Annotated in this window: 14 protein-coding genes and 1 tRNA gene; 5 read left to right on the top strand and 10 right to left on the bottom strand. The window is 37.9% G+C overall.

Annotated features, from left to right (window positions below):
- Positions 1-483: 483 nt before the first annotated feature.
- From AC3B6D_RS03345 to AC3B6D_RS03315, 7 genes are all read right to left on the bottom strand, one after another.
- Positions 484-557: transfer RNA gene (locus tag AC3B6D_RS03345), tRNA-Arg, on the bottom strand.
- A 531-nt stretch (positions 558-1,088) separates the two neighbouring features.
- On the bottom strand, positions 1,089-1,277 hold the full coding sequence (locus tag AC3B6D_RS03340) for a hypothetical protein (protein ID WP_489774905.1): 189 nt from the start codon (positions 1,275-1,277) through the stop codon (positions 1,089-1,091).
- A 68-nt stretch (positions 1,278-1,345) separates the two neighbouring features.
- On the bottom strand, positions 1,346-1,741 hold the full coding sequence (locus AC3B6D_RS03335; protein ID WP_489757475.1) for a type II toxin-antitoxin system death-on-curing family toxin: 396 nt from the start codon (positions 1,739-1,741) through the stop codon (positions 1,346-1,348).
- 1 nt (position 1,742) lies between these two features.
- Positions 1,743-1,982, bottom strand: a complete 240-nt coding sequence (locus AC3B6D_RS03330) for an AbrB/MazE/SpoVT family DNA-binding domain-containing protein (protein WP_489757474.1) — start codon at positions 1,980-1,982, stop codon at positions 1,743-1,745.
- A gap of 1,280 nt (positions 1,983-3,262) precedes the next feature.
- Entirely contained in the window at positions 3,263-5,089 is a 1,827-nt protein-coding gene (locus AC3B6D_RS03325) for an SEC10/PgrA surface exclusion domain-containing protein (protein ID WP_489774904.1), read from the bottom strand.
- 113 nt (positions 5,090-5,202) lie between these two features.
- A complete protein-coding gene (locus AC3B6D_RS03320) occupies positions 5,203-6,177 on the bottom strand; it encodes a hypothetical protein (protein ID WP_489757471.1) in 975 nt (324 codons plus the stop codon).
- Between the two features lie 143 nt (positions 6,178-6,320).
- Positions 6,321-6,551 (bottom strand): helix-turn-helix transcriptional regulator, encoded by a 231-nt coding sequence (locus AC3B6D_RS03315; RefSeq protein WP_489757470.1) that lies wholly within the window; start codon positions 6,549-6,551, stop codon positions 6,321-6,323.
- Between the two features lie 146 nt (positions 6,552-6,697).
- Here AC3B6D_RS03315 and AC3B6D_RS03310 point away from each other — a divergent pair, with 146 nt between their 5' ends.
- The 3 genes from AC3B6D_RS03310 (at position 6,698) to AC3B6D_RS03300 (ending at position 7,934) form a co-directional block, all read left to right on the top strand.
- Positions 6,698-7,030 carry a helix-turn-helix domain-containing protein gene (locus AC3B6D_RS03310; RefSeq protein WP_489774903.1) on the top strand — a complete coding sequence of 111 codons (333 nt, stop codon included), beginning with the start codon at positions 6,698-6,700 and terminating at the stop codon, positions 7,028-7,030.
- Positions 7,031-7,187: 157 nt separating this feature from the next.
- Complete coding sequence (locus tag AC3B6D_RS03305) at positions 7,188-7,520, top strand: helix-turn-helix domain-containing protein (protein WP_489757468.1); 333 nt, start codon at positions 7,188-7,190, stop codon at positions 7,518-7,520.
- Positions 7,521-7,592: 72 nt separating this feature from the next.
- Positions 7,593-7,934, top strand: coding sequence for an ImmA/IrrE family metallo-endopeptidase (locus AC3B6D_RS03300; protein WP_489774902.1), 342 nt, complete (start codon positions 7,593-7,595; stop codon positions 7,932-7,934).
- 81 nt (positions 7,935-8,015) lie between these two features.
- Here AC3B6D_RS03300 and AC3B6D_RS03295 read toward each other — a convergent pair whose 3' ends face one another.
- Both AC3B6D_RS03295 and AC3B6D_RS03290 read right to left on the bottom strand, forming a co-directional pair.
- Complete coding sequence (locus tag AC3B6D_RS03295; protein WP_489774901.1) at positions 8,016-10,013, bottom strand: glucose PTS transporter subunit IIA; 1,998 nt, start codon at positions 10,011-10,013, stop codon at positions 8,016-8,018.
- Positions 10,014-10,032: 19 nt separating this feature from the next.
- The gene (locus AC3B6D_RS03290; RefSeq protein ID WP_489774900.1) at positions 10,033-11,085 is read right to left on the bottom strand and encodes a MupG family TIM beta-alpha barrel fold protein; all 1,053 of its coding nucleotides are present in this window, start codon (positions 11,083-11,085) and stop codon (positions 10,033-10,035) included.
- Positions 11,086-11,294: 209 nt separating this feature from the next.
- Here AC3B6D_RS03290 and murQ point away from each other — a divergent pair, with 209 nt between their 5' ends.
- Together murQ and AC3B6D_RS03280 are read left to right on the top strand one after the other, a co-directional pair.
- Positions 11,295-12,191, top strand: coding sequence for an N-acetylmuramic acid 6-phosphate etherase (gene murQ, locus AC3B6D_RS03285; RefSeq protein WP_489774899.1), 897 nt, complete (start codon positions 11,295-11,297; stop codon positions 12,189-12,191).
- 10 nt (positions 12,192-12,201) lie between these two features.
- A complete protein-coding gene (locus AC3B6D_RS03280; RefSeq protein WP_489757463.1) occupies positions 12,202-13,080 on the top strand; it encodes a MurR/RpiR family transcriptional regulator in 879 nt (292 codons plus the stop codon).
- Between the two features lie 73 nt (positions 13,081-13,153).
- Here the strand turns inward: AC3B6D_RS03280 and AC3B6D_RS03275 are convergent, their stop codons facing one another.
- Positions 13,154-14,194 (bottom strand): zinc-dependent alcohol dehydrogenase family protein, encoded by a 1,041-nt coding sequence (locus AC3B6D_RS03275; RefSeq protein WP_489757462.1) that lies wholly within the window; start codon positions 14,192-14,194, stop codon positions 13,154-13,156.
- Positions 14,195-14,240 lie beyond the last annotated feature (46 nt).

Below are 14,240 nucleotides of genomic sequence, written 5' to 3'. Positions count from 1 at the left end.
GATAATCACAAATAATTTTTGAAACAAAAAAAGACGATCTTAAACTTCCACCAAAGTTTTGAGCGCCTTCTTTTGTTGTTACATAAACCTAATGCTAACATCTTTTACTACATATTCATATGTAGCACAATCGTTCCCAAAATCCCACAATTTAATTATGTTTAGCTCTCACATTGGGAACTTTTTTATTTACTTACCACTGCCAGCTGTATACAAAGCTGGTAGATATTAATTAGCCAATACTTGATAACACCAGCTAGCATTGATTTTGACTTATAAATCTCACCGTTAGTCACAGTCCGTACATAATTGCCCTTTTTATCAATTAAAGGTGCCCTGCTTGATAAATAAGAATGCACAGTTCCACCAAAATGTTCACCAAATTTCGACTGTAATTGTGAATGAATCCAACAGCAAAACACTTACAAAATAGCATTTATGTGCTATCAGATTGTGAATTGCAGCATATTAAGGTACAAAAAATGTCGCAGGTGGGATTCGAACCCACGACCTACGGTTTAGAAGACCGTTGCTCTATCCAGCTGAGCCACTGCGACAAACAATTAATATTATATTGAACATTAAGTACCTTTGTCAATATTATTTTTTAAAAGTTACTTATTCTAAACCTAATAAGTTCCAGGTTGCAAAGTAATACAGGACGAGTAAAAAATTCATGTACAAATCAAAATTGGATAAAAATGCTAATAATACGCGTGGTGCTAGTTAAAAATTAGTTGAAATAAAAATCCTGACTAGGCTACACTTCGGTTATCCCTAGCCAAAGAAAGTGAATCCTATGTCAGACCTATTTAAGGGTAACCGAGAATCTTCTAGCTTGCAATCTTTAATTCAAGATTGGATTAATATCTTAACACCATCTTATTGACACACCCACTAAAAAGGAAATGAATGAGCACTATAGTTTCATAAATAGTTTATTCATAATAATAGAAAAGAAACGTCATCTATAAAATTCCACGATTCTTAACATTCGAGAATCTCTCAAGATAGATTGTGTTGAAAAAAGCTGAATTACTAATAATTACTTTTTGACAATCATTGGAGTTTGGCAAAGCTTCATCTAGTTATTCACGTTGTGCTTCAATGAACAATGGATCGTTCTTCAACTTTGCCAGTGTTCTGCGACTACGATTCACTTGTTTGGCAATCTCTTCATCTGTCAAAGTATCTTCAAATAGCAACTTAACCGTCTTTTTCCGGTCACTGTTCAAGCTATGAAAATCCTTATTTTGTGAATTTTTGTGTACTGTCACGTCATCTCACCACACCCTCTAATTTTGGATATAAAAAAGCACTCCTACTGAGTGCTTAGAAATAAAATCTATTTTTTAGAACTATGATTTTTCAACCAATTGGCAGTTGCAAGCATAACTTGTTCATCATCCGGTTCATTGGTTACCGTTAAAATGAATAGCTTCCCAGATTCTAAGTCAAATTCTAAATGATAACCATTCATATCCAAAAAAAATGCAGTTGCTATCAAGGTGGTCCTTTTATTACCATCTTGAAAAATATGCTTCTTGATTATTTTCTGTACAATGAACGCCGCTTTCAGCCAAATAGTCGGACATAATTCCCGACCGAACAAAATCTGTTGTGGCTGTTGAACGATTATATCTAGTCCTTCACTGTACTGAATCCCAAAATCTCTGTTGATGGAACGCTCGATGACAGCTTGATTAACCTCCACCAGCAGCTCTTTGCTTAAATATTCCATATCATAAATTCTCTAACTCAGTCATTAATTCACCATTCTTTTGATAAAAATCATCAATAAATTGATCTAATTCTTTTGGAACAGCTTCTTTCTTTTTAAAAGTGATAGACTTTCCATCTGGTGATACCACTTTTTCAAACATGGTATCTTCAGTTAATCCCAGTAACTCACTATCCTTCTTAGTTATTCTAAACGCAAGCGAATTACCTGATTTGAATGGTTTAACACTACTATTTGTCATCATCAAGCCTCCTCGATTTAGTATATACACTATACTATATAGTCATCACAAAATAAAAGAGATAATCTTTATTAAAGTATTCGATGCCAAATTATTTACACTACCATAATGTCCCTGAAATCTGGCTTTTCGTCCATAATATTTCCCCCAGATTACGAAATTTTTTATGATATAATTTTAGACGGCAACTCGCCCCGAGAGGGGGTGCCGTTTTTGTTTTATATTATCTTCACGTCAGTTATTGCTCCATTGTTTGTGAGCATATTTGGTCAAATGATTATTGATTGGTTACGCAAAAATCATAAAAAGTAAATTCGAGTTGTCTTGTAACCACACAAAAAAAAGCCATTCCTATCGCAATTAGGAATGGCTTTTGTGTCGTTTTGTTTAAATCATCTTCACGTTTCGATGTAATTGTAGCATACCTTTAGTATATATTCAAAAGATCAAACTACTCGAGATAGATTGGTATTTGTGTAAACGAAGTAGAAAAATTAACTAGTACCACGCGTTATACATAGTAAAAAGCCTCCAATTATGGAATTGTCTACAAATTAAATTGTTAGGATATCAAGAATAATTGTGTTACTATAAATGCGAAATTGGTTGAGCATTTTACTCAAAGCAATACAAAAAGACATCTAGTTGACCACGGTAAGTTACTAGATGCCTTTTTACTTGCGCTAAAATTAGCGTTTATTAATCCGCCACATGTATATGGAAATGATAATACCAGATATTACTGATATTAAAAATTGGTTGAACATAATTACTCACCTCCGAGTGTTGCATATTATGGAGGTTGCAACCAAAGTATTATATCTAATGCTAGTAATTCTCTCCAAGCGTCTAAAAGCAAATATTAATTAAATATTGTAAGCTAAGAGATCTTGATGACGCTTAAAAGTCTGACATAGGATTAACTTTCTTAGACTAAAGATAGTAAAGTTTAGCTTAATCAGGCTTTTTATTTTAAACATTTTTTAAATAGTACCACACGTAAAATGATATAATGTATCTAGTATTAATAGTTACCTTAGGGGGACAATAATTATGAAAAACTTATTTCAGAAACTTCCATTGGATGACGAAAACTTTAAACGTAAACTAGTTACTACCATAGCCGCTGTCAATTTAATTGCCTCAGCCCTCAATTTGATCCATAGTCTAAAAATTTTAAAACAATCTGAATAGATCTGCTGTGACATTAATATCCAATAAAAGCCATTCCTTGCCCTGAAGGAGTGGCTTTTACTATACATACATTTTAGATACTAACTTTAAAGATTGGCAGAAGTATCAAATAATGAATGATCTACAATCAACTTTTCAGGTACTAAGATAAAATGAATAATCATCTCACCGCTACTTAGGCGATACAATGAAAGACCAAAGTAATCATTTGCAGTATTATTGTCACTCCAATCACCAGTACTTAACAACAGACTATCATTAATTTCATCATCGGCAATGTTTTTGATTGCTCGATCAATGTCTTGTTTCAAATCCGGCATACTAATTTGTTTAGGCGTATCAGCAAAACTTTCCACTTCTTCATAATACTGCCCGCTGTTATCCAAGCCATACTTTGGAGCTAATTGCATGAAGGTAGAATTGAAAGAACCATGATTATTAGAGTTCAACCCTTGATTTTCTTGTAAGTTTTGTTGAGCAATCGCATTGGCATAACTCATCGCTGAGCGATTCAAAAGTAAGGATTGACTGCCAACCGACTTGCGCAATTTATTTAAGGCTGCGACCGCGTATTGATTCAATTCTAATAATTGATCCTGTGGTAAGTTGTTCACATCGTACTTTTGAACGTGAGCTTGACCGGGAATATGAAAGAGATCAGAATCTTGGATATAATTCTCAGGTACTGAGATAAAATGCGTTATACGTTCGCCACTAGGTAATTGATTATAAGCCATCCCAAAATAGGTATTCTTTTGCGCTTGACTAGCAAATCCACCAGAACTCAGTAAATTATCACGATGCCCCCAGTTAGAAGCCGCATCATCATAAATCATATCGTGAATAGCCGCGGCAATATCTTGCTTGAAGCCAGCCATTGTCGTTGGATTTTGATAAGGTGATGTTTCGGCATTTTCATAAAATTGTCCACCATCATTTAAGCCATACTTGGCAGCCATCTTAGTAATAGCGCTGATATCATGTGCTTCTGTTGTAGGACCAACGTGCTGAATATGCTCAAATATCGACCAATTATCCGCTTGATATTGCTTGGCCACATCACTAGCAAAACTCATCGCAGAATTATTTAAGATCCAAGGTTTTACACCCGCTTTTTGACGGTAACCATTAATTACATCCAGTGCATACTGATTCAATTCGAGCAATTGGGCCTGAGTCAAATTATTAGGATCTAACGTTTGACTGTCATTATTGTTAGGACTCGTATTACTGCTATTTATTGGATTATCATTGCCCGTCGAAGTTGTCGGATTAGCATTATTCGTGGAATTACTACTTGTTGAACCACCACTAGCACTACCAGTAGCCGTATTGACGTTAGTATCATTGTTACTTGGCTGATTATTAGCAACGCCCAAGTTATTAGTTACTGTTTGCCCTGACTGGTTAGGAGCAGTAAAGTTAGCTACCCCATCATTAGAACTCAACCACTCCTTACCATCAATTTGATAGTAAGTGACATTACCAACGGTTTTGACTTTACCAACGCGCCAATCCGAAAAATCTAGCACTACACGTGCCTCAATTAATTTTTGTTGATTATCATATAATGGTGCATAGCCGCTCTTAGGGGCAATGGCGCGCACCACATGGTAATTATAATGCTGTGGTGTAAAATTATTCGAACTCTCTGAACTGGGAAGCCACATGTTTTGAGCCACTTCATACATTGATTGGCCACTAACCGTTTGAATATCTAAGATCCGCCAAGCCGTATTAGCAGCCAACGACTGCTTAATTGGCTGACCACCAATATTATATAATTGCGCTGAATTTTTTACTGTTGCTACTGGATAATAATAGTTAGCGGCTTGCAATTTTGAAGTCTGATACTGACTCCCAATACCCAGTGCTAAGAAAGTTGCTATACATAATGAAGTTTTTAGTTTCATTTCAAGTTCTCGCCTTTCTAAAAAATATAATTGAAAGAATTGCATACTAAAAACGCCAAGAACCAGTGTCTTGACATTTTAGTGTTAAGTTATTTTCCAATATGGTTTAATAATTATTTTTCTATATCTACTATAGAGTCAGGAACTAAAGTATCAGGCGCAATCTGATAAAAAACTTTTTCGCCATTTCTACTTATATATTTGGCAGTATATTTCCATTCGCTATCTCCATTGAGAGTGACAGTCTGTTTTAGAACGTCGCCTTCTAAATTACCGGCTACTGGAGAACCTCCTACTAAAAGCTTTAATATTCCATGTTCCTTAATTGGTTTCAAACCGAATTGAGAATCTGTACCTAATTCTACCCATGAATTAGGTGCAACTTTTACATACTCAGTATTATATGAGCTGTCCTTGCCATTCTTATATGGATGGTTATATGTTAACGCATGTTGATCGAAAATCCATTGAGAATTTTTTGCCAAAGTTCCATTAGTAGGTTGTAATGTATGATTTACAATTTTATAGATTGGTTCTTCCTTGCCAAGGATAATGATTCCTCTAGTCTTTGTAATATTATTTGGAATTTTTGAAGTATCCATATTAGAATTAGAATAATAATAAACATCTTCTGGTTCTTGTTCGACTTGTAAACCTGAAGAATTAGTAAAAGTAACATTTTGTACTGATGGAGTAAATCCTGTAACTGATGGAACTTTTATAGTTTTAGTTTCTCCTTGATTAACTGTTATCGTTCCTTGGGGAATAGCAAAACAATGTGCAAAATTGGGTGTTTCATTGTCATAAACTCCCGATACAAAATTTATAGTATTCCTAGTATCAATTTTTTGATTATCGACCAATTCATTCGAAGCTTTAGGATAAGCCCGATCAAAATCAGGATAAGCTGAGTTAATATTGTTAAAAGAAACTGAATTATTAGGCGTAGATCTACCTCCTGCTGCTGCTACTAATCTATCAGCATGAATCGTGTTTAAATTAACTGAAGTCCCAACTGTGCCAACCCCGACGCCGGCTAATGCTAGCGCTGTCATTGACGTTAACAATAATTTCTTACTTTTTCTCATGAAACTGATCTCCTTTTAAATATTATCGCTTTCATTTATTAAAACCAATTACTATTTAAATTTGATAGTCTATTCGAGATGTTGTTATGTATTTGTCACATCTTTCAGGCCATAGATTAAAAATTTTATCTTAATCCTTTTTGCTAGTAATTGTTTTCACTAACCTTTAAATCACCTTTATAATTAAACGCCGAACTAAAAATTTGTTCTTTAGGTACTTGGCTAAGATCTTCTAACTGCTGCATTTTTGCGGCCGGAGGAATACGAAAGTCCCGCTCCCAAGCACTGATCGTTTTTTGCGAAACATGCAATTGTTCGGCTAAATAACTTTGAGTCCAACCACGCTCCCTTCGAATATCTTTTAATTTATTCATTTCTCATCACCACCTTAAAACTACACTGAGTAGTTACAAGAACAATCTTATGCTACAAAAAGTAGCTTGTCAATGTATAATACTACGTTCTGTGCGTTTAATTTTACTACTTATTGTAGTAATTTCTTAATACGAGGTTAATTATTATGTTTGGTGAAAGATTAAGAACTTTACGCAAAGAAAAGAACTATACACAAGAAGAATTGGGCTCCCAGCTAGATGTTTCTGGCAAAACGATTGGTACTTGGGAACGTGAAACGCGCGAACCGTCGATCAAAAAAATCAATCAAATTGCTGGCTTCTTTAATGTTTCTACTGATTACTTACTGGGAAAATCCAACCTCAAACAAATCGTACCTTGTAAACAAGATATTGATATTACTGACGATAATGTCGTGATGACTTATGAGGGTAAAGTCATTCCCCAAGAAGATTTAGACGTCATGTTTCGCTTTTTAAAAGGTGGACAAAATGAGTAACAATCAATAACCTTACTTACATATTGTTGATTTTCTTAATCTAAAATCATTATACTAACGCATTTTGTTATTGTAAATACTTTTTTCAATATTTGCGTTAGTATAATAACAATAACCGTTACTTTTGATATATTACAATCAATAAGGAGTATACATTTTGGCAACTATTGGTGAAAATATCAGAAAGTATCGCAAACAAAAGAATTTAACCCAAGGTCAATTGGGAAGTTTAGTAGTACAATCAGCCCAAGTAATTTCTAACTATGAGCGTGACTATACCACACCTGATTTAAATACATTACAACTAATTTCTAGGGTTTTAGGTGTTTCTATAGACACTCTCACACTTTCATCTAAGAAAGATACAAGCATTCAATCAGTAGATTTAGCAGACAATAATCTAACATTTACTTATAAGGGAAAAACCATAAGTTCAGAAGATATGAGAGTTTTACGAAGATTCTTGCAAGGAATTACATCTAAACAATAATCATTAATAATCTAAAGGCGATGGTTTTCTCTGCATGATCAAATCTTTGACTATTTATTGAACATTGCGACTATGAATCAAATCGTAGTGCATTCTTTTTCATTAGCTCCCCAAACGGCACCCTGCTCTTATCCCGCAACAAAGCGAATTGCCTTAAACGCTAATTGGCCAAACCAACGTGAAATTCCCTTTCAACTAGCTCATGAAATGGGACATATTTTTTGTCATCACAATAATTATGCTGCACTCTACCATTCTTGCTATAAAAAGGTCATGGAATTAGAGGCAGACACTACTGCTGTCAGATTAATCCTTCCAATTTATGATCAGCTACTGACTGCTGACCAACTGAATGCCACCGCCTTTATTGCTTATTTTGGCATTCCTGAATATTTAAAAAGTATGATTCAATAAGAATTCAAAATTTATCTACATAAAAAAGCGGACTAACTTGATAGCAGTCCGCTTTTTTATTGTTCAATTGTATCTATTATTTTACTTATTTTTAACTTGTAGCACGGCTTGACCAGCAGTGACTTGATTAAAAGATAGTTCACTTAACTCTTGCACCGCAGCCATATTGGTAATTACGGTCATCACTGTAGCTTCTTTATTAGCCGCTTTGATTTGCGCTAAGTCCATTGTTCCTAATTCTTGTCCTGCTTGCACTTGTTGCCCGGCTTTAACCGTGAATTCGAAGGGTTGACCACCTAATTCTACGGTATCAATGCCTAAATGGACCAAAATTTCTAGTCCCGTTTCGGATTTTAAAGTAAATGCATGTTTAGTTTCCGTCAAACTAACTAAAGTTCCTGTCGTCGGTGCCACAATCTGTGCTTGCGTCGGTTCTAAAGCAAAGCCATCACCTAATAATTTTTGTGAAAAGACATCATCATGGACATCACTTAAAGCTAATAATTCACCAGCCACTGGTGCGACCAGTTGACTAACTGCGCCTACTTGAGGTTGCAGCGCCAAAGCTTGTTCTACTGCTGTGGGTGCACTTGATTGCTCTTTGGATTCTGCAGTGTCTGCCTCAGTAACTAAACTACCATCAACATTGGTGGAGGCCATCGCTGTCTTAGGAACACCAAAGAAATAAGTCATCACAAAACCACCGAGATATGCTGCCAATAATCCGAGAATATATTGTAACCATTTGCCATGAGCAATTAACGGAATCAAGGCCACACCAGAAGGACCAATCGAAGTCGCGCCGACGTGAAACGCCCCGATCACTGCGCCACCAATTCCGCCACCGATACAGGCAGTAATAAACGGTCGCCCTAATGGTAATGACACACCATAAATCAGCGGTTCGCCCACACCAAGAATTCCCACAGGCAAAGCACCTTTAATCATTCCTGTTAACTGTTTGTTTTTTCGGCATTTGATCCATAATGCAATGGCACTACCGACTTGCCCGGCACCGGCCATGGCTAAAATCGGCAATAGTGGCGTGGAACCGGTATTTTTAATCATTTCCAAATGAATCGGCGTCAAAATTTGGTGTAGACCTAACATCACCATTGGTAAGAAGACGGCGCCTAATACAAAACCAGCAAAAGCACCGCCGACTTTCAAGATCCAATTAATGCCCCCGACAAGCGATGCTGATAACCAGCCGGCTGCGGGCATAATTAAAAAGATCGTGAAACAGCCCATCACCAATAAGGTTAAAAACGGCGTAAAGATAATATCTACGGCATCCGGAATCCATTTATGCAACCATTTTTCTAAATAAGCCATCACCCAAACAGCAAATAACACACCAAGCACCCCGCCGGAACCGGCTACTAAGGCTTTACCGGTAAAAATATTCGGTAAGGAAATCGGTGCGACAACTCCTGGTAAATAAATTAGACCACCTAAGATCCCACCTAAACCGGGAGTGGCACCAAATTCTTGCGCTGCATTAATGCCAATATAAATATTTAGATAAGTAAATAAACCACTATTAATTACTTTTAGAACTGTAATAAACGGCGTCCATTGCTGATTCAAAGTGCCTGCAACTTGCAGATTACCTAGAATTCCCGCAATGCCCGAGATTAACCCCGCACCAACAAAGGCTGGAATCAGTGGAATGAAAATGGCACTAATATGTTTTAGGGCTTTACGCCACCAAGTCTGCTTTTGTTGCGCCTTATGCTCAGCATGTACCTGCGCAGCCTTAGCTTCAACTGCACTTTTACCATCAAACTTAGCCGCTGTCTGCGGAAAAGGATCTCCTAATTTGACCCCTACTTGATCAACCATAGCTTGCGCCACTTTATTAACAGTACCGGGACCAACAATTACTTGCAGAGTGTCTTCTTGAACAACTCCCAACACTCCTGGAACTTTCTTTAGTCCTTCTAAATCTACTTGAGCTTCATCACGAATTGTTAAACGGACTCTTGTCATACAATGAATTAATTTAACAACATTATTTGGACCGCCAACGTGGTCATAAATACCTTGACCAATTGCTTGATAGTTATCTTTCGCCATGGGTTTCTCCTCCTAAAGTTTAGTTCACAGTTGCAGCTAGCAACTGTAGTTTTTGGTTTGCGCCAATGTATGGCAACAAGTCTAATTGCGCTGGTATCAAATGGGCAATCACATTCACCGCTGGATTTTCGGGCAAGTCACATTTTGTTATTTGTAATTCGCCAGCATACCGCTGATACCGCTCATTATCACAGGTCAATGTTCCGCGCGGACGCTGAGCGACTTGTTGTACAGCACAACTAAGTAATTGCCGTTGTCGACTTTCTTGCAGACGAACTACCTGTTGAGCAACATCTGGACGATTATGCCAGGATGTTTTTTGCAAAACAGGTGGTAAATCGGCAAAATATAATTCAACGACTTGCTCTTTTAAATACGCCACAAACATTGCCTGACTCAAAGCACTCAACGAGTTATCACCAATATAAACATGATCAGTCGCTAATTGCCGTATTTGTAAAAAGCTGGCTAACGGTAATTGTTCACGCTGTGCTTCCAACGTTGGTAAATGTTGATACAAAGGGCCACGCAAACTACCGTCTCCGGCAATAAAGCCCATTGTCTTTAAACCTAAGTTCTGTAAGAATTGGTTCTGATGCTGATACCATGCAATACCCAAGCCGGTTTCGGGACGCGGATAATAATTATGCCACGCCTCAATATTCGCCAAATCAGCATTATTTGCACACAAGGCCTGATAATCGGCCTCATTAAAGGTACTAGCATTCACAGCCACAGTGAAATAATGACTCAGCCAAGCGACTTGGCGCCAAGTTAATCCCGCGTCAACACGAATTCCCGTTAAACCCAGTTTTTGTAAACTGTGCGGATCTGCTAGCGACCAACCTAAGCGTTTTAATGCAAAATCAGATAAGTCTACCATTAAAGCCAGATTATTTTGCTGACACCAACTAGCTAATTGTTGTAAGCGCTGGGCCAAAACGGCAGCATCATCCTCCGGTAAATTTAATGAAGTAAATACACCTTGAAAACCAATTTGAGCCATCGTTTGCAGATAATGTTGCACTCGGGCATCCAATGGCTGGGACAAATAAACTGAAAAACCTAACATTTGGAATGTTCTCCTTCATTATAATTCAAAATACTATAAAATTATTACAAAATTATAAAATAATCTAAAAACTTTTTGTTCTGGCTATTTGTATTTGACTTAGTTAACGATTTCAGTTAAATTATAACTGAATGAAATATAATTTCAATCTGATGAAATAATATTTGATATCCATTTTCATTATTTATGTGAAAGGGCAAAAATTTTAATTGAAACCAACTGAACAACGTAATCAAAAAACAACTAATATTGACCAACTTTCAACCTATGAAATCTTACAGTTAATTAACCAAGAAGACCAAACGGTTCCCAGCATCATCGGTCAACCGGAAACTCTCCAACAAATAGTCCAAGTAGTCACTGCTATCAAAACAAGCCTTACCCAAGGCGGGCACGTCTTTTATGCGGGGGCCGGTACTAGCGGACGCTTAGGCGTTTTAGATGCAGCCGAAACTGTCCCGACTTATGGAGTAGCACCGACTGTTTTTCAGGCGATGATCGCTGGCGGACAAAAAGCTATGTTAACAGCGGTTGAAGGTGCCGAAGACAATCCCGAACTGGGGCGACAAGATTTAATTGAGCGAAACTTTGGACCGAAAGACTTTTATTTAGGAATCGCTGCTTCAGGTCGCACGCCATATGTCATTGGCGGATTGGATTATGCCCGGCAAATCGGTGCTCAAACTGGATCTCTATCCTGTAATCCCGATGCAGTCATTAGTCAACATGCCGACTTTCCCATTGAAGTGGTCACCGGACCAGAAGTCATCACCGGCTCCACCAGAATGAAAGCGGGCACTGCCCAAAAATTGGTTTTAAATATGATTTCAACCACGGCCATGATTGAAGCGGGCAAAGTTTATGGCAACTTAATGGTTGACGTCCAACCAACCAATGAAAAGTTAGTCGATCGCGCTCAAAGAATTATCTGCGAAGCTACTGACTGCGACCAAGAAACCGCCATCCAGACCTTTGAACAGGCGCACCATCGCCCTAAAGTGGCTATTGTCATGATCTTAACTGGCTTAGATGAAATGGCTGCCTTAAAAGCGCTCAAAGCTAACGAGGGGCGGATTGCCAAAACAGTGCAAGCAATTTTAAATTAGGGGGAACATTATGAGTGTCCAAAGAAATATTGATGGAATTTATTCTAAACTGTCTAAATCTGAACGCCGATTAGCTGATTATTTAAAACAATTTCCCCAAGAAGTCATCACGATGAATGTGCACGACTTTGCGCAAGTCGCACAGACTAGTCCCGCTACTGTCAGCCGCTTTGCTCGAAATCTAAGCTTCGACAATTATAATCAGTTAAAATTACAATTAGCCTATGATCTCTCACAAGATGTTGATGCTGACCAAATTATTCAGGCTGATATTCAAGAAAACGAAAGTATTCTTTCCATTAAAAATAAACTCTTACACGATACACAGCGTTCTTTGAAAGAAACCGTTGAGCAGATTCGCAGTAAAGTAGTCTTAAACTTAGTTGAAGAATTAAGTAAAACTCAAAAAATTATGGTTTTTGGTGTCGGCGCTTCTAATTTAGTGGCTCAAGATATTGCTCAGAAATGGGCACGCCTTGGCATCGCCACCAGTTATAACGATGATATTAACCAATTTTTACCACTGGTCGTTAACTCTAACGAGCAAAATAGTTTACTCTGGCTAGTTTCCAATTCAGGCGAATCACCAGAAGCCATTGCCATGGCGCAGTATGCCCGCAAATCGCACATTCCTGTCGTCACGATGACGGCTTTTGGCAAAAACACTTTGACTAAATATGCCGATATTGGGCTGCAAACTTCGCATCCGATTGAAAGTAGTATGCGGATTGCTGCCACCGATTCACTGCAAACTCAGCTGTTTTTGGTCAATATCATTTATTACGCTTATGTCAGTCAAAATTATACCCCAGCTAAATTAAGTGTGGAGCGTTCACGGACAGCTATTGATACATATAAGGCTGCCGTCAAATATACTTTAAAAAGATAAATTCTGCTTGACTAATTGACTAAAAAAGCAACTTTCAAACTTGAAAGTTGCCTTTTTTATTAGCTGACTTTAATTAATCAACAATCACTAATGATTTAATAGCTTGGCGTTGATCCATTGCCTGATAAGCTGCATCAATTTGATCCAAATCAAACCGCTTGGTAAACACTTTTCCTGGATGAATATCCCCATCTAAGACTGCTTTTAATAAGAATTGTTTATCATAAGTGGTTACGGATGCCGGACCACCAGCCACATTAACATTACTAAAGAAATAATCAGAAAATTGTAAATCACCGTCATGTGGTACCCCAACGCGGCCGACAGTTGCCCCGGGACGCGCAACTTGCATGGCTGTCGTCATGGATAATTTAGTCCCCACACATTCTAAAACAGCATCAGCTCCCGTTTGGTGGGTTAATTCCAGCACTTTCGCCACAGCTTGCTCACCACGTTCAGCCACAATATCCGTGGCGCCAAATTCTAGAGCTAATTTTTGCCGATCTTCATGTCGACTCATAGCAATAATCTGCTTAGCACCCCGCATTTTGGCCGCAATCACACCGCATAAACCGACCGCACCATCACCAACAACCACAGCGCTATCACCCGGTTTAACCCGCGCACTCTTGGCAGCATGATAACCGGTCGCCATGACATCAGCCAACGCTAACAAGGAATTCAACATTCCATCACTGTAATCTTCATATTTACCTGGAACTTTAATCAAATTCCATTCACTGTGCTGACTTAAAATATATTGCCCCTGCATTCCGTTTCTTAATTGCCCGTGATTAACTTGACAACTAGCATCATAACCTGCTAAACAAGCCGCGCAATGGCCACAACCATGCGTAAACGGCACAATAACAAAATCACCAGGTTTAACAGTCGTAATAGCATTACCCGTAGCTTCCACCACGCCTAAAGCTTCATGACCAGTATTATCAGAATTGGCTGGCCGAGGATCTAAACCGCGATATTTCCACAAGTCCGAACCGCAAACACAAGCTCGTTTAACTTTGATTAAAACATCATCATCCGCTTGAACTTGAGGTGTGGGTACCTCTTGCACTTCCACGTGTCCTGGTTTCACAAAAATTGTTGTTTTCATAAACGCCATTCTCCTTTAATTATAATTAATGATAGTTTAAACCTTA

Source organism: Bombilactobacillus sp. ESL1097 (assembly GCF_058107205.1).
This window is presented reverse-complemented; position numbering and strand designations above follow the sequence as displayed.

Coding starts and splice junctions, on each gene's coding strand:
- AC3B6D_RS03335 (WP_489757475.1), bottom strand. CDS start 1,741: ATGGAATATTTAAGCAAAGAGCTGCTGGTGGAGGTTAATCAAGCTGTC.
- AC3B6D_RS03330 (WP_489757474.1), bottom strand. CDS start 1,982: ATGACAAATAGTAGTGTTAAACCATTCAAATCAGGTAATTCGCTTGCG.
- AC3B6D_RS03325 (WP_489774904.1), bottom strand. CDS start 5,089: ATGAAACTAAAAACTTCATTATGTATAGCAACTTTCTTAGCACTGGGT.
- AC3B6D_RS03320 (WP_489757471.1), bottom strand. CDS start 6,177: ATGAGAAAAAGTAAGAAATTATTGTTAACGTCAATGACAGCGCTAGCA.
- AC3B6D_RS03315 (WP_489757470.1), bottom strand. CDS start 6,551: ATGAATAAATTAAAAGATATTCGAAGGGAGCGTGGTTGGACTCAAAGT.
- AC3B6D_RS03310 (WP_489774903.1), top strand. CDS start 6,698: ATGTTTGGTGAAAGATTAAGAACTTTACGCAAAGAAAAGAACTATACA.
- AC3B6D_RS03300 (WP_489774902.1), top strand. CDS start 7,593: ATGAATCAAATCGTAGTGCATTCTTTTTCATTAGCTCCCCAAACGGCA.
- AC3B6D_RS03295 (WP_489774901.1), bottom strand. CDS start 10,013: ATGGCGAAAGATAACTATCAAGCAATTGGTCAAGGTATTTATGACCAC.
- AC3B6D_RS03290 (WP_489774900.1), bottom strand. CDS start 11,085: ATGTTAGGTTTTTCAGTTTATTTGTCCCAGCCATTGGATGCCCGAGTG.
- AC3B6D_RS03280 (WP_489757463.1), top strand. CDS start 12,202: ATGAGTGTCCAAAGAAATATTGATGGAATTTATTCTAAACTGTCTAAA.
- AC3B6D_RS03275 (WP_489757462.1), bottom strand. CDS start 14,194: ATGAAAACAACAATTTTTGTGAAACCAGGACACGTGGAAGTGCAAGAG.